Below are 20,595 nucleotides of genomic sequence, written 5' to 3' on the forward strand. Positions count from 1 at the left end.
TCCGTAACGCGCCGTACCCGATGCCGCTATTCTTTGGCCGCTCGATAGAGTTATTCCGTGCGCAACTATTCGACTGAAGCTGAGCCCACGACTCTCGTGGGGCCGTGGCTGGAGCCCCTCCTGCCGGAGCTGATCGCTTTCCGCCGCGACCTCCATGCGCATCCGGAACTTTCGTTCAAGGAGTTCCGCACCACCGACAAGCTGGCGAAGCGGCTCGAGGAAGCCGGGCTCAAGCCGCGCCGCCTCGAGGGCACAGGCCTGACGGTCGACGTCGGACAGGGTCCCATCGCCACCGCACTGCGCGGGGATATCGACGCCCTGCCCATCATCGAGGAAACGGGCCTTGAGTTCGCCTCGAAGAACCACGGCGTGACCCATGCCTGCGGCCACGACGTCCACACTGCCACCATGCTCGGGATCGCGCTGGTCCTGCAGCGCATGCACGAGGCCTCCCCGCTGCGCGGAACCGTCCGGATCATCTTCCAGCCGGCCGAGGAGACCATGCCCGGCGGCGCCACCTCGTGCATCGAACAGGGCGTCCTGGAAGGCGTGCCGCGCATCCTGGCGCTGCACTGCGACCCCCGGATCGAGATCGGCAAGATCGGCACCCGGATCGGGGCGATCACCTCCGCCTCGGACACCATCAAGATTGAACTTTCCGGCCGCGGTGGCCACACCTCGCGCCCGCACCTGACCGAGGAGCTGGTCTTCGCCCTGGCGCAGATCGCGGTCAACGTTCCCGCAGTGCTCTCGCGCCGCGTCGATGTCCGCAGTGGCGTGTCCGTGGTCTGGGGGCAGATCTCCGCGGGCTCGGCCCCGAACGCCATCCCGGGCAGCGGCTACATGGCCGGCACCATGCGCTGCCTGGACCGCGACGCCTGGCACGACGCCGGCGAGCTGCTCGACGACATCATCCGGCAGGTCGCCGAGCCGTACGGCGTCGATGTCCACCTGGAACACACCCGCGGCGTGCCGCCGGTGGTCAACTCCGAGCACGAGACCGCGCTGATCGAGGCCGCGGCCCGCGCCGAAATCGGCGAGGGCGCCGTGGTCCTGACCCCGCAGTCCATGGGCGGGGAAGACTTTGCCTGGTTCCTGGCCGACACCCCCGGCGCCATGATGCGCCTCGGCACGAAGACGCCCGGCGGGGAAGAGTATGACCTCCACCGCGGTGACTACATCGTCGATGAGCGGGCGCTGGGCCTGGGCATCCAGGTGCTCACGGCGGCGGCCCTGCGCACCATCCGCGACCTGTAAGCCGTTCCGCCCGGACCCGTACAGCGGGCCCGCCCTGCTGCACCCGGCCAGGACCGCCGCGCGGAGTTTCCCCACCTTTGCCGGCACGACGCCGGGACACGCCGGCGGTTGCGGGCCGACACGCCGGCGGCACCCGTCAAACATCGGGAAACTCGGCGGCCGCGGCTGGGAACGGTGCCGCGGCTGGCCCCCTGCACACCTGTTACCTGTTCCCGCTGCGCAATTCAGTTGTGCACAATTGAATTGCACACAACTAAATTGTGCAGTAGGGTGGAATCATGACCACCTCAGAAGAGGCCCGCACGGGCGGCCCGGAAGCGCTCCGCCTGAACCGGCAGGTGTGCTTTGCGATGTACTCTGCCTCACGTGCCGCCACGGCCGCCTACCGGCCCATGCTCGAGGAGCTCGGGCTGACCTACCCGCAGTACCTCGCCATGCTGGTGCTCTGGGAAGCGGAGCCGCGCAGCGTGCGTGAACTGGGGGAGGAGCTGGGCCTGGACTCCGGCACGCTCTCGCCGCTGCTCAAGCGGCTCGAAGCGCTCGGCCTCGTCCAGCGCCGCCGCTCCGCCGAGGACGAGCGCCGCGTGGAGATCTTCCTGACCGACGCCGGCGCCGCCCTGAGCGCCAAGGCCAGCGGTATCCCGCAGCGACTGGCAGACGCCGCCGGGCTCACCGCCGCGGAACTGGACCAGCTCCGCGACACCCTGGGCCGGCTGACGAACGCGCTTCACGCCTCCCATTAAGCCCTTCCCTTAAGCCCTTCCCCCTCCACCACCCTTCCCAGGCCCACACGGCCGACGTCGAAATCGCGGGAGGCGTGCCAACTCGCCGGAAATTTACGGCGACTCCGCAGGCTTCCGGCGAGTTCCCACTGAACCCCTTCTTCCCGCCGACAGAACGGAAACCCCATGAAGACCCTTTACACAGCAGAGGCCCTGGCCTCCGGCGAAGGCCGCGACGGCACCGCCATCAGCAAGGACGGCAAGCTGAGCGTCACCCTTGCCAGCCCGGTCGAACTCGGCGGTGACGGCGCGGGCACCAACCCCGAACAGCTCTTTGCCGCCGGTTACGCGGCGTGCTTCCACTCCGCCCTGCGCCTGGTGGGACGCAAGGAACGCGCCGACCTGACGGACTCCGCCGTCGCCGCCAAGATCCACTTCGGCGCCCTCGAGGACGGTGCCGGCTATGGTCTGGCCGCCGAACTTGAGATCGCCCTGCCCGCCGTGGACCGGGACACGGCCGAGGCCCTCGTGGCCAAGGCCCACCAGATCTGCCCGTACTCCAACGCCACCCGCGGCAACATCACTGTCGACATCACCATCCTGGAGGTAGCCGCATGAGCAACAACACCGAAACTCTCACCCTTCCCGCCACCACGCGCGAGATCCAGCTTGCGTCCCGCCCCCACGGCCGCCCCGTCCCGGCGAACTTCCGCCTCGCCGAGTCGGCGCTGCCAGAACTGCAGGACGGCCAGGTCCTGGTCCGCAACCTGTTCATCTCGGTGGACCCGTACATGCGCGGACGCATGAACGACGTCAAGTCCTACTCCGCGCCGTTTGCGCTGGATAGCGCCCTCGACGGCGGCGCCGTCGGCGAAGTCATCGCGTCCCGGGCCGAAGGGCGCGCTGTGGGCGACACGGTGGTGCACGGCCTCGGCTGGCGCGAATACGCCGTCGTCGATGCAGCGGCCACCACGGTGGCGCGCACCGATCTTGCCCCCGCGTCAGCATTCCTCGGCGCCCTCGGCATGACCGGGCTGACCGCCTACGCGGGACTGCTGAAGGTCGCGGAATTCAAGCCCGGCGACGCCGTGTTCGTCTCGGGCGCCGCCGGCGCGGTCGGCTCGCTTGTCGGGCAGATCGCGAAGGCCATGGGCGCGTCCAGGGTGATCGGCAGCGCCGGCTCGCCGGAAAAGGTGGCACGCCTGCTCGAACTCGGCTTCGACGCCGCGTTCAACTACCACGACGGCCCCGTGGCGGAACAGCTCGCCGCGGCCGCGGGTGAGCGCGGGATCGACGTCTACTTCGACAACGTCGGCGGCGAGCACCTCGAAGCCGCGCTGTCCGCCCTCACGGTCGGTGGCCGGGTGGCCATGTGCGGGGCCATCGCCCAGTACAACGCGACCGAGCCCACGCCGGCGCCGCGGAACCTCATGCTGGCGATCGGCAAGCAGCTGACGCTCAAGGGCTTCCTGGTGGGCGGCTACTGGCAGCACATGGCCGAGTTCGTCGAGACCATGTCCGGCTGGCTGGCCGACGGAACGGTCCGCTACGACGAGACGGTGGTGGACGGGCTGGAAAACGCCCCGCAGGCCTTCATGGACCTGCTCGACGGCGCCAACACCGGCAAGATGCTCGTGCGGCTGTAGCCTGACACCCGGCAATCGCCGTGCCGCCACATACGCCTCCGGCGCCGGTTCCTGCGGGGACCGGCGCCGGAGGCGTATGTGGTCGCGGCGGGCACCGGCTACCTCTAGGTAACAAGTTCTCAACAATCTGGGCATTCGCCGGGACGTGTGTTATCGGGACGTGGCGCAGGCCACTACAGTAGCTTGCATCAGTGCGCCTCGGCGCAGTGCTGCGAAATCCATCAGTGACAACAGAGATCAGCGGAACACCGCAGACAGACACTCATTGAACTTCCGTCGTAGCGCCTACTCTTTCTTCCTGGAGGAAAATTGAAGAACTCTCTGCGTGCCACCTTTAAGCGCGGATCAATGGCCGGCGTCGCCACCGCGGGCGCGGCTGCACTCCTGCTGACCGGTTGCGGGGCTGCCCCGGAGGCCAGCACCGCCACCCAGACCGCCAGCGACTTCAAGGGCTGCATCGTGTCCGACTCGGGTGGGTTCGACGACCAGTCGTTCAACCAGTCCTCCTACGAGGGCCTGAAGAAGGCCGAGAAGGATCTTGGCATCAAGACGGCCGAGGCCGAGTCCAAGACCAACAACGACTTCGAGCCCAACCTGCGCGCCATGGTCTCCGCCGGCTGCAACCTGACCATCACGGTCGGCTTCCTGCTCGGTGACGCCACCAAGGCCCAGGCCACCGCGAACCCGGACAAGCACTTCGCCATCATCGACTTCGGCTACGAAACCCCGGTCGCCAACGTCAAGCCGATCATCTACGACACCGCCCAGGCCGCATTCCTGGCCGGCTACCTCGCAGCCGGCACCACCAAGACCGGAACGGTCGCCACCTTCGGCGGCATCAAGATCCCCACGGTCACCATCTTCATGGACGGCTACGCCGACGGCGTGAAGTACTACAACGAGAAGAAGGGCAAGGACGTCAAGGTCCTTGGCTGGGACAAGGCCAAGCAGGACGGCTCCTTCACCGGCGACTTCGAAAAGCAGGACAAGGGCAAGCAGTTCACCCAGAACTTCCTGGACCAGGGCGCCGACATCGTCATGCCCGTCGCCGGTCCGGTCGGCAAGGGTGCAGGCGCGGCCCTGCAGGAAGCCAAGGCAGCCGGCAAGGACGTCAAGCTCATCTGGGTTGACTCTGACGGCTTCCTCACGGCACCGGACTACAAGGACATCATGCTCTCGTCCGTCATGAAGCAGATGGGCGAGGCCGTCGAGACGGTGGTCAAGCAGGACAAGGACGGCCAGTTCACCAACAAGCCGTACATCGGCACGCTCGCGAACGACGGCGTCCAGCTTGCCCCGTTCCACGACATGGATTCCCAGGTTCCGGCCGAACTGAAGTCCGAGCTGGACCAGATCAAGAAGGACATCGCCGACGGCAAGCTGAAGGTTGAATCTGCAGCCAGCCCGAAAGCCTAACTTCCTCCGCTAAGCGCCACGGCCCGTCCGGTCATCACCGCACGGGCTGTGGCGCTTTTCGTTGCGGCCCTTAGTGCCTCAGATCCCAGGCACTAAGCTGGTGCTGCAGCGCCCCTACGCGTCCGGACCAAGCCTTCCGGACACCTCGAGATTGGTCAGAGTTTTGAAACTTGAACTCAAGGGCATTACCAAACGCTTCGGCTCCCTGGTAGCAAACGATCACATCGATGTGGTTGTTGAACCCGGGCAGATCCACTGTCTGCTCGGTGAGAACGGCGCTGGCAAGTCCACGCTGATGAACGTCCTCTACGGACTGTACGAGCCCACAGAGGGCGAAATCCTCATCGACGACAAACCGGTCACGTTCCGCGGCCCCGGCGACGCCATGGCGGCCGGCATCGGCATGGTGCACCAGCACTTCATGCTGGTCCCCGTCTTCACGGTCGCGGAGAACGTTGCCCTGGGAGCGGAGACCACCAAGACCGGCGGATTCCTGGACCTGGATGACACCCGCCGGAAAATCCGGGAGATCTCCGACCGGTACGGTTTCGACGTCGACCCCGACGCGCTGATCGAAGACCTCCCCGTGGGCGTGCAGCAGCGCGTGGAGATCATCAAGGCACTGGTCCGCGACGCCAAGGTGCTCATCCTCGATGAGCCCACAGCCGTGCTGACCCCGCAGGACACCGATGAACTACTGGACATCATGCGCCAGCTCAAGAGCCACGGCACGTCGATCGTCTTCATTTCCCACAAGCTGCGTGAGGTGAAGGCCGTTTCGGACACCATCACCGTCATCCGGCGCGGCAAGGTAGTGGGCTCGGCCGATCCCGGCGCCTCGACCACCGAGCTGGCCTCCATGATGGTGGGCCGGGCCGTGAGCCTGACCCTGGACAAGGCTCCCGCGAATCCGCAGGAGACCACCTTCGAGGTCAAGGACCTCACCGTCATCGCCCCCAACGGCCAGCACGTGGTGGACGGGATCAGCTTCGGAATCGCCCGCGGCGAGATCCTCGCCGTCGCCGGCGTCCAGGGCAACGGCCAGACGGAACTGACCGAAGCCATTTTGGGCCTGCACGAGCGGGTCCACGGCTCGATCACCCTCGACGGCGAAGAACTCGTGGGCCGCAGCGTCAAGGAGGTCCTCAACGCCGGCGTCGGGTTCGTGCCGGAGGACCGCTCCCTCGACGGGCTGATCGGCACGTTCTCCATCGCCGAGAACCTGATCCTGGACCGCTACGACCAGGCGCCGTTCGCCAAGGGCATCAGCATGAGCCCGGCCAAGGTCCTGGAGAACGCCAAGACCCGGATCGCGGAATTCGACGTCCGCACCCCGTCCGGCTCACTGGCAGCCGGCACCCTGTCCGGCGGCAACCAGCAGAAGGTCGTCATGGCCCGGGAGCTCTCCCGGCCGCTGCGGCTCTTCATCGCCTCCCAGCCCACCCGCGGCGTGGACGTGGGCTCCATCGAGTTCCTGCACAAGCGGATCGTCGCGGAGCGGGACCACGGCACGCCCGTCATGATCGTCTCCACCGAACTGGACGAGGTGATTGAACTCGCCGACCGGATCGCCGTGCTGTACAAGGGCCGGCTGGTCGGGATCGTCCCGGCCGGCACCGGGCGTGACGTCCTGGGCCTGATGATGGCCGGCGTTTCCCCGGACGAGGCCCAGGCCGACGCCGCAGGCAGGCACTCGGCCCGATCCCTTTCTGAAAACCCGGCCACGAACGCAGCAGAAAACCCGGCCGGCACCCCGGCCGAAAACCCCGCAACGAAGCCGGCCATGAACCCGGCCCCCGCCGCCCCGTCCGTGCAGGAGCCCGGCTCCGGCGCCGTAGGAGACCCCCATGAGTGAGAACACCGAGCCGCGGTCCGCGGCCGCACCGGACCCGGACCAACTTCCGGCATCGCAGGCCACCGACGTGGAGCCTGAACCGCTCGAGGACGATGCAGACTTCGTCACCTCGCTGGACACCGCGGGAGGCGCCCACCAGCCATCGGCCGTTCCGGTCTCGACCCAGAGCGGAGCTCTTCCGGGTGCCCCGGAAGAGGAGTCGCTGCTGCGCAAGATCTTCACCGGCAACGGCATCGTGACCATCCTGGCGGTGCTGCTCGCGCTGATCCTGGGCGGTCTGCTCATCGCCATGACGGACAAGGTTGTCGGCACCACGGCGGGCTATCTCTTTGCCCGGCCCAGTGACTTCCTCATCGCCGTCTGGTCCGCCGCCACCGATTCGTACGTCGCCCTCTTCCAGGGCGCGGTCTTCAACCCCCGCGGGAACGGCGTGGCCGGACAGTTCGCCCCCCTCATGGAGACGCTGACCATCGCCACCCCGCTGATCACCGCTGGCCTCGGCGTCGCCCTGGCCTTCCGCGCGGGCCTGTTCAACATCGGTGCGCAGGGCCAGATCATCATGGCCGGCATCCTCGCCTCGTGGGTCGGCTTCGCGCTGCACCTGCCGCTGGGGATACACCTGCTGCTGGTCCTGGTGGCCGGCGTCATCGGCGGCGCCGTCTGGGGCGGCATCGTCGGCGTGCTCAAAGCCCGGACCGGCGCCCACGAGGTCATCGTGACCATCATGTTCAACTACATCGCACTCTATTTCCTGCGCTACCTGCTCGACACGGACTTGTTCCAGCGTCCGGGGGCGGACACACCGATATCGCCCATCGTGGACCCCAGCGCCGCGTACCCGCTGATCTTCGGCAGCCAGTACCGGCTGCACCTCGGATTCCTGCTGGCCATTGCGGCCACCGTGTTTGTTTCGTGGCTGCTGAACCGCTCCACGCTCGGTTTCGAATTCCGTGCCGTCGGGGCCAACCCCAAGGCGGCCCTGACCGCCGGCATCAACGTCTCCCGGGCCACGATCCTGGTGATGACCATTGCCGGTGGCCTGGCCGGCCTGGCCGGCGTGGCACAGGTGGCGGGCACCGAAAAGGTCCTGACCGACGGTGTTGCGGCAACCTACGGCTTTGACGCGATCACGGTCGCGCTGCTGGGACGGTCCTCGCCATGGGGCACCTTCGCCGCCGGCCTGCTGTTCGGGGCCTTCCGCGCAGGCGCTGTCCAGATGCAGATCCAGACCGGAACTCCGATCGACATCGTGCTCGTGGTCCAGTCGCTCATCGTGCTGTTCATCGCGGCGCCGCCGCTGGTCCGGGCGATCTTCGGACTCAACCCGCGCAAGAAGAAGGCCGCGACCGCCGGCAAAACCAAGCAGGCCGCAACCACCGGAGGTGCCGCATGAGCACAACAGCAACCTCGCCCGTTGAAGGAAAACCACAGCCGGAGAAGAACCACAGGCCGACGGTGTCCGCCAAGCCCGTGACTTGGAAGTTGCCGGTCACGCTTGCGGTGCTGGCCACCGTAGCGTTCATCTTCTTCGGACTGCTGGGCCCGCAGGCGAACGCCAAGTTCGGGGTTTCATCCAGCGGAGACTTCTTCCAGCTCCCGGCGATCGAAGTACCCGCGTTCCTGTCCGGCATGGTGCTCTCCCTGATCCTGCTGGTCCTCGCGGGCTACGCCCTGGTCCTGAAGGCGAGAGCGAACCGGCGGCCCCCGCGCTGGGTGCCGGCCGTGTTCACCGTCGTTTTCGTGGTCGCCTTCCTGATCTGGGTGGTGGGCGGCGCCCGGACCCCCAGTATTTCGCTGGCAGGCCTCATCGCCGGATCCGTGACCCTCGCCGTGCCGATCGTCTTCGGCTCCCTCTCAGGTGTGCTGTGCGAACGCGCCGGCGTCGTTAACATCGCCATCGAAGGCCAGCTCCTGGGCGGTGCCTTCACGGCCGCGCTCGTCGCCAGCCTGACGCACAACCCCTACCTGGGCCTGCTTGCGGCGGCCGTGGCGGGCGCCCTTGTGTCGGTGGTGCTGGCAGTGTTCAGCATCAAGTACGTGGTCAACCAGATCATCGTTGGCGTCGTGCTCAACGTCCTGGTCTCCGGGCTCACCGGCTTCCTGTTCACCACGGTGATGCAGTCGGACCCCGAGAAATACAACTCGCCCGCCGAGCTGCCCATCATCGATATCCCGGTCCTGTCCAGCATCCCCGTGATCGGGCCCATCCTCTTCAAACAGTCCGTGGTGGGCTACCTGATGTACGTGGCGGTCATCGTGATCTGGGTCGCACTGTTCAAGACGAAGTGGGGCCTGCGCGTCCGTGCCGTGGGCGAGCACCCGCAGGCGGCCGACACCCTGGGCATCAAGGTCAACGCGACCCGCTTCTGGAACGTCACTCTCGGCGGCGCCGTCGCCGGGATCGGCGGATCGTTCTTCACCCTTGTGGCGATCGACAGCTTCACCAAGGAAATCTCCGGCGGCCGCGGCTTCATTGCCCTCGCCGCCATGATCCTGGGCCGCTGGAACCCGATCGGGGCGTTCTTCGCGGCGCTGCTGTTCGGCTTCGCCGACAACCTGCAGAGCATCGTGACGATCATCGGCACCCCGGTGCCGAGCCAGTTCATGGCCATGCTGCCGTACGTGGTGACCGTGTTTGCCGTGGCCGGGCTCGTCGGCCGCTCCCGGCCGCCGGCCGCTGACGGCATACCGTACATCAAGGGCTGAGAATGGACAGCACCGACGTCGACTGGGCTGCACTCGAAGCCGCGGCAGTCTCCGCCATGAAGAACGCCTATGCGCCGTATTCGAAGTTTCCGGTGGGGGCCGCGGCCCTCACCGGAGACGGGCGGATCGTCAGCGGCTGCAATGTCGAAAACGCCAGCTACGGGCTGACCTTGTGCGCCGAGTGCGCCCTGGTGGGCAACCTGCAGATGACCGGCGGGGGGCGGCTGCGCGCCTTCTACTGCGTCGACGCCGGCGGGAATGTCCTCATGCCGTGCGGGCGCTGCCGCCAGCTGCTCTACGAATTCCGGGCTCCGGACATGGAGCTCATGACCACGCAGGGAATCAAGACCATGGACCAGGTCCTTCCCGATGCCTTTGGCCCCCAACACCTGGAGGAACCCCGGTGACACAAACGACACAGAGCCCCAACAACAGTGAAACGTTCGACGCCGTCGACATCATCCGCATCAAGCGGGACAAGGGTGTGCTTAGCCCGGCCCAGATCGACTGGACAATCGACGCGTACACCCGCGGCGCCATCGCCGACGAACAGATGGCCGCCCTGAACATGGCCATCCTGCTCAACGGCATGGACCGGGCCGAGATCTCCCGCTGGACGGCGGCCATGATCGCCTCCGGCGAGCGGATGGACTTCTCCAGCCTGCGGCGGCCCGACGGCGGCGTGAAGGCGACGTCGGACAAGCACTCCACCGGCGGCGTCGGGGATAAGATCACCCTGCCGCTGGCTCCGCTTGTGGCGGTGTTTGGCGTGGCCGTGCCGCAGCTCTCGGGCCGCGGCCTCGGCCACACCGGCGGCACCCTGGACAAGCTCGAGGCCATCCCGGGCTGGCGTGCGGCCCTGAGCAATGACGAGATGATGGCCCAGCTCCAGGACGTCGGCGCCGTCATTTGCGCGGCCGGGGCCGGGCTGGCCCCGGCGGATAAGAAGCTCTACGCGCTCCGCGATGTCACCGGGACCGTGGAGGCCATCCCGCTGATTGCCTCCTCGATCATGAGCAAGAAGATCGCGGAAGGCACCGGCTCGCTGGTGCTCGACGTCAAGGTGGGCAGCGGCGCGTTCATGAAGGACGAGGCCCGCGCCCGCGAACTGGCCGAGACCATGGTGGCGCTGGGCAAGGACGCCGGCGTCAACACGGTGGCCCTGCTCACCAACATGAACACGCCGCTGGGCCTGACCGCGGGCAACGCGATCGAGGTCGAGGAATCCGTGGAGGTCCTCGCCGGCGGAGGCCCGGACGACGTCGTCGAACTCACCGTCCGGCTCGCGGAGGAAATGCTGGCATGCGCCGGCATCCGCGACGCCGATCCCCGGGCGGCACTCCGGGACGGCCGGGCCATGGACGTCTGGAACCGGATGATTGAGGCCCAGGGCGGAGACCCGCGTGCCAAGCTCCCGGTCGCCAAGGAATCCGAGGTCATCTACGCTCCGGCCGACGGCGTCCTGGTGGAGCTCGACGCGATGGCCGTCGGCGTCGCTGCCTGGCGGCTCGGCGCCGGACGCGCCCGCAAGGAGGACCAGGTCCAGGCCGGTGCCGGGGTGCGGATGCACGCCAAGCCCGGCGCCACGGTCAAGGCGGGCGAACCGCTCATGACCCTGCTGACGGACACCCCGGAGAAGTTCGAGCGTGCCAAGGAAGCGCTCGAACACGCCGCCGTGATCGCCCCCGAGGGCTCCCGGCCCGCCCAGAAGCTCATCATCGACCGCATCGCCTAACCCCGTTGCCCTATCCCTTATGGCGCCCAAAACCTGGGGATAACAGCCGTACGTGACAGGACAACGGCGGCCGGAGCCGGCGGTACACTAACTCCACAAGACTGACTCCACAGCAGTACCCGTCAAGCGCAGGCCCGGCTCCGGCCGAGCCTGCGCTTGGATCGATCTGGCCCCGCCGCGCGTTAGGAAGCTGTGCAGGCAATCAACGACTTCATCCTTGCCGCCGCAGGGCAACCCTGGGTCCTCGTCCTGGTTTTCGCCTGCTGCGTGATCGACGGCTTCTTCCCCCCGATTCCGAGCGAATCGGTGGTGGTGGGCCTGGCTGCAGTCGCCGCCACGGCGGGCGTCCCCAACCCTCTGCTCCTGATCGCAACGGCTGCCGCAGGGGCTCTGGTGGGCGACAACATGGCCTACCTGATCGGCCGCGGGACCGGAACCCGGCGCTGGGCGTGGCAGCGCGGCCCGCGCATGCAGGCGGCCTTCCGCTGGGCCGGCCGGGAACTGCGGAAACGGCCTGCCTCACTGATCCTTGTGGCGCGCTTCGTCCCGATCGGGCGGGTGGCCGTTAACCTGACCGCCGGTGCCACTCACTACCCGTGGCGCAGATTCGTCAGCCTGACGGTGCTCTCGGCGCTGCTGTGGGCCAGCTACTCGGTGGGGATCGGCCTGACTGTTGGTCCGTGGTTTGAGAAGAACCACGTGCTGGGAGCGGCAATTGCCATCGTCTGCGCGATCGTCCTGGGCGTCGTCCTGGACCGCGTGATCAGCAGGGTGCGCGGCCGTGCACCGGAGGAACCGACGCATTCCGTGCCGCCCGCCGAGTCCTAGGCGGATTGGCCCGCCCATGGGACACTTAGGAGCGATTTGGGTCACGTTTGTTGGCCGCATGTCGTGCAAAGTTTCGTCCATAGTTCTACCCACTGTCATCGCGAGTACGTTACGGCTTAGTTGTCCGTTCCCAGTCATCAAGGAGGACCACCTGCATGGAGTTCATTAACGAGGCCGTGCTCCATGCCGCTGGCCAGTGGTGGATCTACCCCCTCCTGCTGGTTTTCTTCTTCGTGGACGGCTTCGCGATGGTGGTCCCGAGCGAGACCCTGATCGTTGCCCTGGCGGCGTACTCCGTGCACAGCGGCCAGCCCAACCTGTGGATCCTGGGCCTCACGGCGCTCGTGGGAGCCATGGCCGGCGACAACATGGCCTACATGCTCGGCCGCAAGATTGGCCTCGAGCGGTTCCGCTGGATGCGCAAGCCAAAGGTGCAGAAAGTCTTTGGCTGGGCACACTACGAACTTGAGAAGCGCGGCGCCGTCCTGATCTTCACCGCCCGGTACATTCCGTGGGGCCGCGTCGCCGTCAACTACGTGGCGGGCACGACGGCGTTTCCGCACCGCCGGTTCTTCTTCCTGGACGGCTTCGCCTGCCTGACGTGGGTCGCCTACTCCATCGGCATCGGCGTCCTGGCCAGTTCCTTCCCGTGGCTGCACCACAACCCGTTGCTCAGCGCGGGCATCGCGGTGGTATTCGCCATTGTGCTCGGTGTCCTCATCGACCATCTCCTGCGCTGGTGGCACAAGCGCCTGGGCCGCCACGACACCGGTCCGGTCCCGTCCGAGACCGAATACGTCGCCGAACCGGCCTCCGGTGAGCGTGCTTCCGAGCTGCACGGCACGATGCTGGCCGGTCCGTCCGCTGAGTCCGGAGCGTCCGGAAAGTAGCTTCCGGCGCCCGGCGACCCTATGGTTGGAACGTGACTGAGACTATTCCTGACGCTGCCCCTGACCTCGACTTCGACCTGAAGGGCCTTCCCAAGGTTTCCCTTCACGACCACCTGGACGGCGGACTCCGCCCGGCCACCATCATTGAACTTGCTGAGGCCGTTGGCCACACCCTGCCGTCCACGGACCCCGTCGCACTGGGGGAGTGGTTCCGCGAATCCGCCGACTCCGGCTCCCTGGTCCGCTACCTGGAGACTTTCGACCACACCATCGCCGTGATGCAGACCAAGGAGGGCCTGTTCCGCGTCGCGAAGGAATTCGTCGAAGACCTGGCCGACGACGGCGTCGTGTACGGCGAGGTGCGCTGGGCGCCCGAACAGCACCTGCAGAAGGGCCTGAGCCTGGACGACGTGGTCGAAGCCGTGCAGGCCGGCCTCGAAGCCGGTGTGGACGCCGTGGCAGAGACCGGCCGCGATATCCAGGTGGGTCAGCTCATCACCGCCATGCGCCACGCCGACCGCGGCCAGGAGATCGCCGAACTGGCCGTCCGCCACCGCAACAACGGCGCCGTCGGCTTCGACATCGCCGGCGCCGAGGACGGCTTCCTGCCGTCCCGCTTCAAGGACGCCTTCACCTACCTGGCCCAGCACAACTTCCCGGCCACCGTCCACGCCGGCGAAGCCGCCGGTCTGGAAAGCATCCAGTCGGCCCTCGTTGACGGCCGGGCCCTGCGCCTGGGCCACGGCGTCCGGATCGCCGAGGACGTCACGATCGAATTCGAAGAGGACGAAGAGGCCGCCGACGCCGAAGGCTTCGACGACTCCGTCAACGACACCATCGGCATGGTGACCCTGGGCGAGCTCGCCAGCTGGGTGCGGGACCGTGGCATCGCCCTGGAGATCTGCCCCTCCTCCAACCTGCAGACCGGTGCCATTGCCGGCTTCGGTGAGGGCATCGAAAGCCACCCGCTGGACATGCTTTACCAGCTCGGCTTCAACGTCACCATCAACACCGACAACCGGCTCATGAGCGGCGTGACGCTGACCGACGAGTTCGAACTCCTGGTTGAGACGTTCGACTACGACCTCGATGACCTGCTGGAGCTGACGCTGAACGCGGCCGAGGCCGCCTTCCTGCCGCTCGAGGAGAAGGAAGCCCTGGTCGAATACATCAACGAGGCCTACTCCGATCTTGGCTAACGAGGACACATCACCCGTCCAGGGGCTCGTCGCTTTGATCGCGGCCCTGCGCGAGCATTGCCCCTGGATGGGTGCCCTCACCCACGAGTCTCTCGTGGAGTACCTCCTGGAGGAGGCCTATGAGGTGGCCGAGACCATCGAGACCGGCGCCGGCGACGCGGAACTACAGTCTGAACTGGGGGACGTCCTGTTGCAGGTGGTGCTCCACGCCCGGCTCGCCGAGGAACGCGGCGCCTTTGACCTGGGCGATGTCGCCCGGGGCCTGAAGGCCAAGATGATCCGGCGCAACCCGCACGTGTTCCGGCCCGACGGCTCGCTGCAGGATTCCTTCCCGGCAACGGTGGAGGAGATCGTCCTGAAATGGGACGCCGTCAAGAAGGCCGAGATGCCCGAACGCGGCCACGTCTTCGACGGGGTTCCCGCCGCGCTGCCGGCCCTCGCACGGGCCCAAAAGCTCCTGGACCGCGCCGAACGCGCGGGCATGGCAGCGGCCGCCGGCCAAACCGCCGGCCAAACCGTCGTTGACCTCCCGGCCGCCGGCCAAACCGCCGTCGACCTCCCGGCCGCCGAGGAGGAACTCGGCGACCTGCTGTTCGGGATCGTGGCCGCTGCCCGGGCCGGCGGGCTCGACGCCGAACGCGCCCTCCGCGGCGCCCTGCGCCGGTTCCAGGACAGCACCGGCCCCAGGCCCTCGGCACAATAGTGCTGGCAGACTGGAGTCGGCACGGTAGCGGCACCATCATGACGTCCGGGGATTGGATAGGTTTCCGTAACTTATCCCGCTCTCGACTACGCTAGTAGCGACGACGACGTCGGCTTTTCCGCTTGATGTTCAGCCAGAGTCCAAGCAGTCAGATTCCCTGCAGATCGCTTCACCCAAAGGAGCATATCCATGGCGCTTATCGATGCCATCCACGCCCGCGAAATCCTCGATTCCCGTGGCAACCCGACCGTAGAAGTTGAAGTCCTGCTCTCGGACGGCCAGATCGGCCGCGCAGCAGTTCCCTCCGGCGCTTCCACCGGCGAGCACGAGGCCGTTGAACTTCGCGACGGCGACAAGGGCCGCTACCTCGGCAAGGGCGTCCAGAAGGCGGTCGACGCGGTCATCGACCAGATCGCCCCGGCCCTGACCGGCTTCGACGCGACCGACCAGCGCAGCATCGACCAGGCCATGATCGACCTGGACGGCACCCCCAACAAGGGCAAGCTCGGCGCCAACGCCATCCTGGGCGTGTCCCTGGCCGTGGCCAACGCCGCCGCCGCCTCCGCTGACCTGCCGCTGTACAAGTACCTGGGCGGGCCCAACGCGCACGTGCTGCCCGTGCCGCTGATGAACATCCTCAACGGTGGCTCGCACGCCGACTCCGACGTGGACATCCAGGAATTCATGATCGTCCCGATCGGCGCCGAGACCTTCTCCGAAGGCCTGCGCTGGGGCGTCGAGGTCTACCACAACCTCAAGTCCGTCCTGCAGGCCAAGGGCCTGTCCACCGGCCTGGGTGACGAGGGCGGCTTCGCGCCGAACCTGCCGTCCAACCGTGCCGCCCTGGACCTGATCCAGGAAGCCATCAAGAACGCCGGCTACACCCCGGGCAAGGACATCGCCCTGGCCCTCGACGTCGCCTCCTCCGAGTTCTTCAAGGACGGCGCCTACCAGTTCGAAGGCAAGGCACTTTCCGCCACCGAGATGAGCGCCTACTACGCCGAGCTCGTGGCCGACTACCCGCTCGTTTCCATCGAGGACCCGCTGGATGAGAACGACTGGGAAGGCTGGAAGACCCTCACCGACACCATCGGCGACAAGGTCCAGCTCGTGGGCGATGACCTCTTCGTCACGAACCCGGCCATCCTTCAGCGCGGCATCGACACCAAGACCGCGAACTCGCTGCTCGTCAAGGTCAATCAGATCGGTTCCCTGACCGAGACCCTGGACGCCGTGTCCCTGGCCCAGCGCGCCGGCTACACCACCATCACCTCACACCGCTCCGGCGAAACCGAGGACACCACCATTGCTGACATCTCCGTTGCCACCAACGCGGGACAGATCAAGACCGGTGCCCCGGCACGCTCCGAGCGCGTGGCCAAGTACAACCAGCTGCTGCGCATCGAAGAGGAACTCGACGACGCCGCACGGTACGCCGGCCGCAGCGCCTTCCCGCGTTTCAAGGGCTAGTTAGCCGCGAAAACCGGTAACCGGTGGCTATGGTTGAAAGACCATGGCCACCGGTTCTTTTTTGGTCCGCTTTTGAAGGAGTGACATGGCAACCCGACGCCCCAATGTTCCCCGGGCTACGCCTGCCGCCAAGGCTGCTGCTGCCAAGCCTGCGGCCACGGGCCTGGGGGCAGCCGACGGCGGCGAGGTCATCCAGGCGGACTTTGGCGGCGCCCGCAGCGGCGCGGCGGCGCCGGACGGCGCTGCGCCTGCCCCGCCACGGGTATCAGCACCCATAGGCAAGCCGGCCCCGAGCAGCTCCGGCGCCGCATCTGCGGCCAAACCCCGTCCCGCAACAGCCCCGGCAGGAGCACCGGCAAAGCCCGAGAGCCGCCCGGCGGCCGGGAAAGACGGCGCCAAGTCCGGCAGCAGGACCGACGCCAAGACCGGAGGCAAGAACCCGGGCCGGACCGCCGCAGGGGGCCCGGACGAATCCCTGGACCCCGTGCCCGCCAAAGCGTTCTCGGGCCGGCTGCTTGCCCTGGGTGTCGTCATGATTGCCATCACCATCCTGCTGGCCCCCACGGTCAAGATCTTCCTGGACAAACGCGCCGAAATCGCGGCGCTGCAGGCCGACATTGCGGCCAAGCAGACGAAGCAGGAGGACCTCAAACGCCAGGTGTCGCGGTGGCAGGATCCCAACTATGTGAAACAGCAGGCCCGCGACCGCATTAACATGGTTATGCCCGGAGAGACGGGCTACTGGGTATTCGGCAGCGATCTTCCTGCCGCGCAGTCCGGTGGCGCGGCGGGTGCAGCATCAGCACAAGACCCGGCCAACCTGCCCTGGGTGGACGCCCTCTGGGAGTCCATCAGGCGATCGGCAACAGACTAGAAGCGGCGCCCGCCGCCGGGATTGTCCCGCGGACAATCCGGAACAGGGCAGGAAGGTGCCACTCCCGTGGACGAGAACCGAGTGGACCAGAACCGAGCAGCCGGGAACAACGACGGGGCCAAGACCCCGGCACCACGGCACAGGGCAGACGCCCCGGAAGGCTCCCGCCAGCCGTCGCCGCACGATCTCGAGGTCCTCAGCCGCCAGTTGGGCCGGCCCGTGCGCGACGTCGTCGAAATCCCGGCCCGCTGCGTCTGCGGAAACCCGCTCGTCGCCGCCACGTCGCCGCGGCTAAGCAACGGTACGCCGTTCCCCACCACGTTTTACCTCACCCACCCGGTGATCACGTCGGCGGTATCGCGGCTGGAGGCCGCCGGTCTGATGAATGAAATGAACGACCGGCTCGCTGCCGACGCCGGCCTCGCGGCCCGGTACCGGTCCGCCCACGAGGCATATCTGGCCTCCCGTGCCGAGATCGGCGCACGCTCCGGCATCGGGGCCGTTCCCGAAATCGACGGCGTCTCCGCCGGCGGAATGCCGACCCGCGTCAAATGCCTGCACGTCCTCGTGGGGCATTCGCTTGCGGCCGGCCCGGGCGTGAACCCGCTGGGGGACGAATCGATCGCGGCCATCGCCGAATGGTGGACCGTGGAGCGCTGTTACTGCGACGGCGCCTGGGACACTGGCGGGGAGGCCCCGTCCCGGGACCTCAGCCGCCATGGCCCCCAAGGCCTGCCGGAGATCGTGGGCCGGCCCGCGCCGGTCCGCAAGTCCCGCGTCGACTCCGCCGGCGCCGCTGACACGACCGCCACCGCCGGCGCTGCTGAGACGGCCGGTGCCACCGGCACGGGGGAGTCCAAGTGACCCGGGTCGCGGCCGTAGACTGCGGCACCAACTCCATCCGCCTGCTGATCGCAGATGTGAGCGCAGGCAACGCAACAGGGCCGGCCACACAGCGGCTGACCGACATCGTGCGGGAAATGCGCGTGGTCCGGCTGGGCCAGGGCGTTGACTCCACAGGTGAACTGGCCCAGGAAGCGCTCGAGCGCACCTTCGCCGCGACCCGGGACTACGCTGCCCTCATCCGCGAGCACGGCGCCGAAAAGGTGCGCTTCGTGGCCACCTCCGCCACCCGCGATGCCCGCAACCGCCAGGTTTTCGTCGACGGCATCCGCGACATCCTCGGCGTCGAACCCGAGGTGATCACAGGCGACGAGGAAGCCGCGCTGTCCTTCGCCGGCGCCAGCAGTGTCCTGCCCTCCCGCGGGCAGGACCCCGTGCTGGTGGTGGACCTCGGCGGCGGCAGCACGGAGTTCGTGCTGGGCAACGCCGACGGCGTCATCGCGGCCCGCTCGGTCGACGTCGGCTGCGTCCGGATGACCGAACGGCACCTGCGCAGCGACCCGCCCACCGCGGATCAGATCGCAGCCGCGGAGGCCGACGTCGACGCCGCCATCAGCGAGGCGGCACAAACCGTTCCGCTGGAACGCACCACCGCCGTCGTCGGCGTGGCCGGCTCCGTCACCACCATCACCGCGCACGCGCTGCGCCTGCCGGAGTACTCGCCGGCCGCGATCCACGGCACCGAACTGGACCTGGATGCGATCCGGAAAGCCTGCACCGAGCTGCTCGAAATGACCCGGGAAGAGCGGGCCGCGCTGCCCTACATGCACCCCGGGCGGGTGGACGTGATCGGCGCCGGTGGCCTGGTCTGGCGGCGGGTCCTGATGCGCCTGGCCGAGGTCACTGGCGGGCGCATCACCACGGCCGTGAGCAGCGAACACGATATTCTTGACGGAATTGCCCTCAGCATCCGATGATCCCGCCCCAGCAGCCGTGCCCCAGCGCGCGCCCGTGCCGCTGGTGCATCCGCCGATAGGACCTGAATGACCAGAGCAACAGCCCGGCGCCGCCGGACCGCCTCCGCGTTGATGGCCTTGGCCCTCGCCGGCGGGGCGTCCACGGCGGCGCTGACCCTGGCCGCGCCCGCCCACGCCGACTCCTGGCGGGACAAGGAATACTGGCTCGCCGAGTCCGGCATCACCAAAGCCTGGGACGTTTCCAAGGGAGCCGGGGTCAAGGTCGCCGTGATTGACAGCGGCGTGGACGGCCGGCATCCGGATTTGGGCGGCGTGCTCGCTGGCGGCGCGGACATTTCCGGCGCCGGCAAGGCCAATGGCCAGGAGAGTATCGGCGCCAAACCCGAACACGGCACCCTCGTGGCCACCATGCTCGCCGGGCGGGGGCACCAGGCGCCCGAAGCGACTGCCAAACCGAGCGCCAGCGCAACTGGCCCTGCCGCTGGCCCGGCCGTTGGACCTGACGGAGTTGTCGGCGTCGCCCCGGAAGCGCAGCTGTTGTCCGTCTCCACGTGGCTCGGTTCCGCCAACCCGGGCGGCAAGAGCGACCAGGACCAGATCCCGGAGGCAGTGCGCTGGGCCGTGGACAACGGCGCCCGCGTCATCAACATCTCCCTCGGCAGCACGTCGCCGGAATGGCCGCAGAGCTGGGACGCGGCATTCCTCTACGCCGAACAGAAGGACGTCGTGATCGTCGCCGCTGCGGGCAACCGGGTGGGCGGCAACGTCCAGGTCGGCGCCCCGGCCACCATCCCCGGGGTCCTGACGGTGGCAGGCCTGGACCGCACGGGCGCGGCCAGCATCGACTCGTCCTCCCAGGGCATCAGCATCGGCGTCGCAGCTCCCGCCGAGGACCTGGTTGGCGGCCTGCCCGGCGGCGGCTACGCCGACTGGGCCGGCACCTCCGGAGCCACGCCCATCGTGTCCGGCGTCGCGGCCCTGATTCGCTCCAAATGGCCCGAAATGTCCGCCAGCCAGGTCATCAACCGGATCGTCACCACGGCCAAGGACGCCGGGGCGCCAGGGAAGGATCCGCTCTATGGCTTCGGCGTGCTGAACGCCGAGGCCGCCCTCAAGGCCGATGTCCCGGAAACCAAAGTCAATCCGCTGGGGTCCATTTCGGACTGGATCCGGGTCCACCGGCGCGGAAACCTCGCCACGACTGACCCTGCCGCGGAGCCCGCACCCTCCAGCGCTGCGCCCACCCTGCCCGAAGCGACCGTGCCCGTCGCGGAGAAGCCGTCCCAGCTGGACAGCGCCGTGCCGGCCGCGGTGGTCCTGGGCTTCGGAGCCCTGCTCGTGGGAATCGTTGTGGCCGCCGCGTTCCAGCTGCGGGCCGCCATGCGCACGCCGCCGAAGGACGGCCCGGACGGGACCGGCAGGGCCGAACCCGAGGCCGTCAATCCGGTGGACTCCAGCAAGCCGTCATAGTTAG

At 67.8% G+C, this 20,595-nt stretch carries 19 protein-coding genes; all 19 read left to right on the forward strand.

Translation table 11 applies throughout. The features are described 5' to 3' along the window. Nucleotides 1-57 precede the first annotated feature (57 nt). The 19 genes from AC1DRO_RS07480 to AC1DRO_RS07570 all read left to right on the forward strand — a co-directional run bounded on the left by AC1DRO_RS07480 (nucleotide 58) and on the right by AC1DRO_RS07570 (nucleotide 20,591). Nucleotides 58-1,257 carry an amidohydrolase gene (locus AC1DRO_RS07480; protein WP_223914196.1) on the forward strand — a complete coding sequence of 400 codons (1,200 nt, stop codon included), beginning with the start codon at nucleotides 58-60 and terminating at the stop codon, nucleotides 1,255-1,257. Nucleotides 1,258-1,535: 278 nt separating this feature from the next. After that, nucleotides 1,536-2,000, forward strand: coding sequence for a MarR family winged helix-turn-helix transcriptional regulator (locus tag AC1DRO_RS07485; RefSeq protein ID WP_476950376.1), 465 nt, complete (start codon nucleotides 1,536-1,538; stop codon nucleotides 1,998-2,000). 165 nt (nucleotides 2,001-2,165) lie between these two features. After that, nucleotides 2,166-2,597, forward strand: a complete 432-nt coding sequence (locus tag AC1DRO_RS07490) for an organic hydroperoxide resistance protein (protein ID WP_028277343.1) — start codon at nucleotides 2,166-2,168, stop codon at nucleotides 2,595-2,597. Then, the gene (locus AC1DRO_RS07495) at nucleotides 2,594-3,625 is read left to right on the forward strand and encodes an NADP-dependent oxidoreductase (RefSeq protein WP_476943522.1); all 1,032 of its coding nucleotides are present in this window, start codon (nucleotides 2,594-2,596) and stop codon (nucleotides 3,623-3,625) included. The genes AC1DRO_RS07490 and AC1DRO_RS07495 overlap by 4 nt, the downstream gene beginning before the upstream one ends. A gap of 309 nt (nucleotides 3,626-3,934) precedes the next feature. Beyond that, nucleotides 3,935-5,041 carry a BMP family lipoprotein gene (locus AC1DRO_RS07500; RefSeq protein ID WP_476950377.1) on the forward strand — a complete coding sequence of 369 codons (1,107 nt, stop codon included), beginning with the start codon at nucleotides 3,935-3,937 and terminating at the stop codon, nucleotides 5,039-5,041. Nucleotides 5,042-5,204: 163 nt separating this feature from the next. Then, entirely contained in the window at nucleotides 5,205-6,896 is a 1,692-nt protein-coding gene (locus AC1DRO_RS07505) for an ABC transporter ATP-binding protein (RefSeq protein WP_476950378.1), read from the forward strand. Beyond that, the gene (locus tag AC1DRO_RS07510; RefSeq protein ID WP_028277346.1) at nucleotides 6,889-8,289 is read left to right on the forward strand and encodes an ABC transporter permease; all 1,401 of its coding nucleotides are present in this window, start codon (nucleotides 6,889-6,891) and stop codon (nucleotides 8,287-8,289) included. The genes AC1DRO_RS07505 and AC1DRO_RS07510 overlap by 8 nt, the downstream gene beginning before the upstream one ends. After that, entirely contained in the window at nucleotides 8,286-9,602 is a 1,317-nt protein-coding gene (locus AC1DRO_RS07515) for an ABC transporter permease (protein ID WP_476950379.1), read from the forward strand. Before AC1DRO_RS07510 ends, AC1DRO_RS07515 begins: the two co-directional genes overlap by 4 nt. A gap of 2 nt (nucleotides 9,603-9,604) precedes the next feature. Further along, nucleotides 9,605-10,009 (forward strand): cytidine deaminase, encoded by a 405-nt coding sequence (locus AC1DRO_RS07520; RefSeq protein ID WP_028277348.1) that lies wholly within the window; start codon nucleotides 9,605-9,607, stop codon nucleotides 10,007-10,009. Then, nucleotides 10,006-11,337 (forward strand): thymidine phosphorylase, encoded by a 1,332-nt coding sequence (locus AC1DRO_RS07525; RefSeq protein WP_476950380.1) that lies wholly within the window; start codon nucleotides 10,006-10,008, stop codon nucleotides 11,335-11,337. The genes AC1DRO_RS07520 and AC1DRO_RS07525 overlap by 4 nt, the downstream gene beginning before the upstream one ends. A 192-nt stretch (nucleotides 11,338-11,529) precedes the next feature. Continuing rightward, on the forward strand, nucleotides 11,530-12,165 hold the full coding sequence (locus AC1DRO_RS07530; RefSeq protein ID WP_476946365.1) for a DedA family protein: 636 nt from the start codon (nucleotides 11,530-11,532) through the stop codon (nucleotides 12,163-12,165). Between the two features lie 155 nt (nucleotides 12,166-12,320). After that, entirely contained in the window at nucleotides 12,321-13,055 is a 735-nt protein-coding gene (locus AC1DRO_RS07535; protein WP_476950381.1) for a DedA family protein, read from the forward strand. A 32-nt stretch (nucleotides 13,056-13,087) separates the two neighbouring features. Beyond that, nucleotides 13,088-14,254: an adenosine deaminase gene (locus AC1DRO_RS07540; protein ID WP_243180079.1), complete on the forward strand. Its 1,167-nt coding sequence runs from the start codon at nucleotides 13,088-13,090 to the stop codon at nucleotides 14,252-14,254. Between the two features lie 67 nt (nucleotides 14,255-14,321). Further along, nucleotides 14,322-14,957, forward strand: a complete 636-nt coding sequence (locus AC1DRO_RS07545; protein ID WP_476950477.1) for a MazG nucleotide pyrophosphohydrolase domain-containing protein — start codon at nucleotides 14,322-14,324, stop codon at nucleotides 14,955-14,957. A 189-nt stretch (nucleotides 14,958-15,146) separates the two neighbouring features. Next, nucleotides 15,147-16,427, forward strand: a complete 1,281-nt coding sequence (eno, locus tag AC1DRO_RS07550) for a phosphopyruvate hydratase (RefSeq protein ID WP_018774732.1) — start codon at nucleotides 15,147-15,149, stop codon at nucleotides 16,425-16,427. An 85-nt stretch (nucleotides 16,428-16,512) separates the two neighbouring features. Then, nucleotides 16,513-17,301 (forward strand): FtsB family cell division protein, encoded by a 789-nt coding sequence (locus AC1DRO_RS07555; protein WP_476950382.1) that lies wholly within the window; start codon nucleotides 16,513-16,515, stop codon nucleotides 17,299-17,301. Nucleotides 17,302-17,367: 66 nt separating this feature from the next. Then, nucleotides 17,368-18,165 carry a DUF501 domain-containing protein gene (locus AC1DRO_RS07560; RefSeq protein WP_476950383.1) on the forward strand — a complete coding sequence of 266 codons (798 nt, stop codon included), beginning with the start codon at nucleotides 17,368-17,370 and terminating at the stop codon, nucleotides 18,163-18,165. Then, nucleotides 18,162-19,121: a Ppx/GppA phosphatase family protein gene (locus AC1DRO_RS07565; RefSeq protein ID WP_476950384.1), complete on the forward strand. Its 960-nt coding sequence runs from the start codon at nucleotides 18,162-18,164 to the stop codon at nucleotides 19,119-19,121. The genes AC1DRO_RS07560 and AC1DRO_RS07565 overlap by 4 nt, the downstream gene beginning before the upstream one ends. Before the next feature lie 66 nt (nucleotides 19,122-19,187). Then, nucleotides 19,188-20,591, forward strand: coding sequence for a S8 family serine peptidase (locus tag AC1DRO_RS07570; RefSeq protein ID WP_476950385.1), 1,404 nt, complete (start codon nucleotides 19,188-19,190; stop codon nucleotides 20,589-20,591). Nucleotides 20,592-20,595: the final 4 nt, after the last annotated feature.

The organism is Arthrobacter sp. P4_F11, from assembly GCF_056401395.1.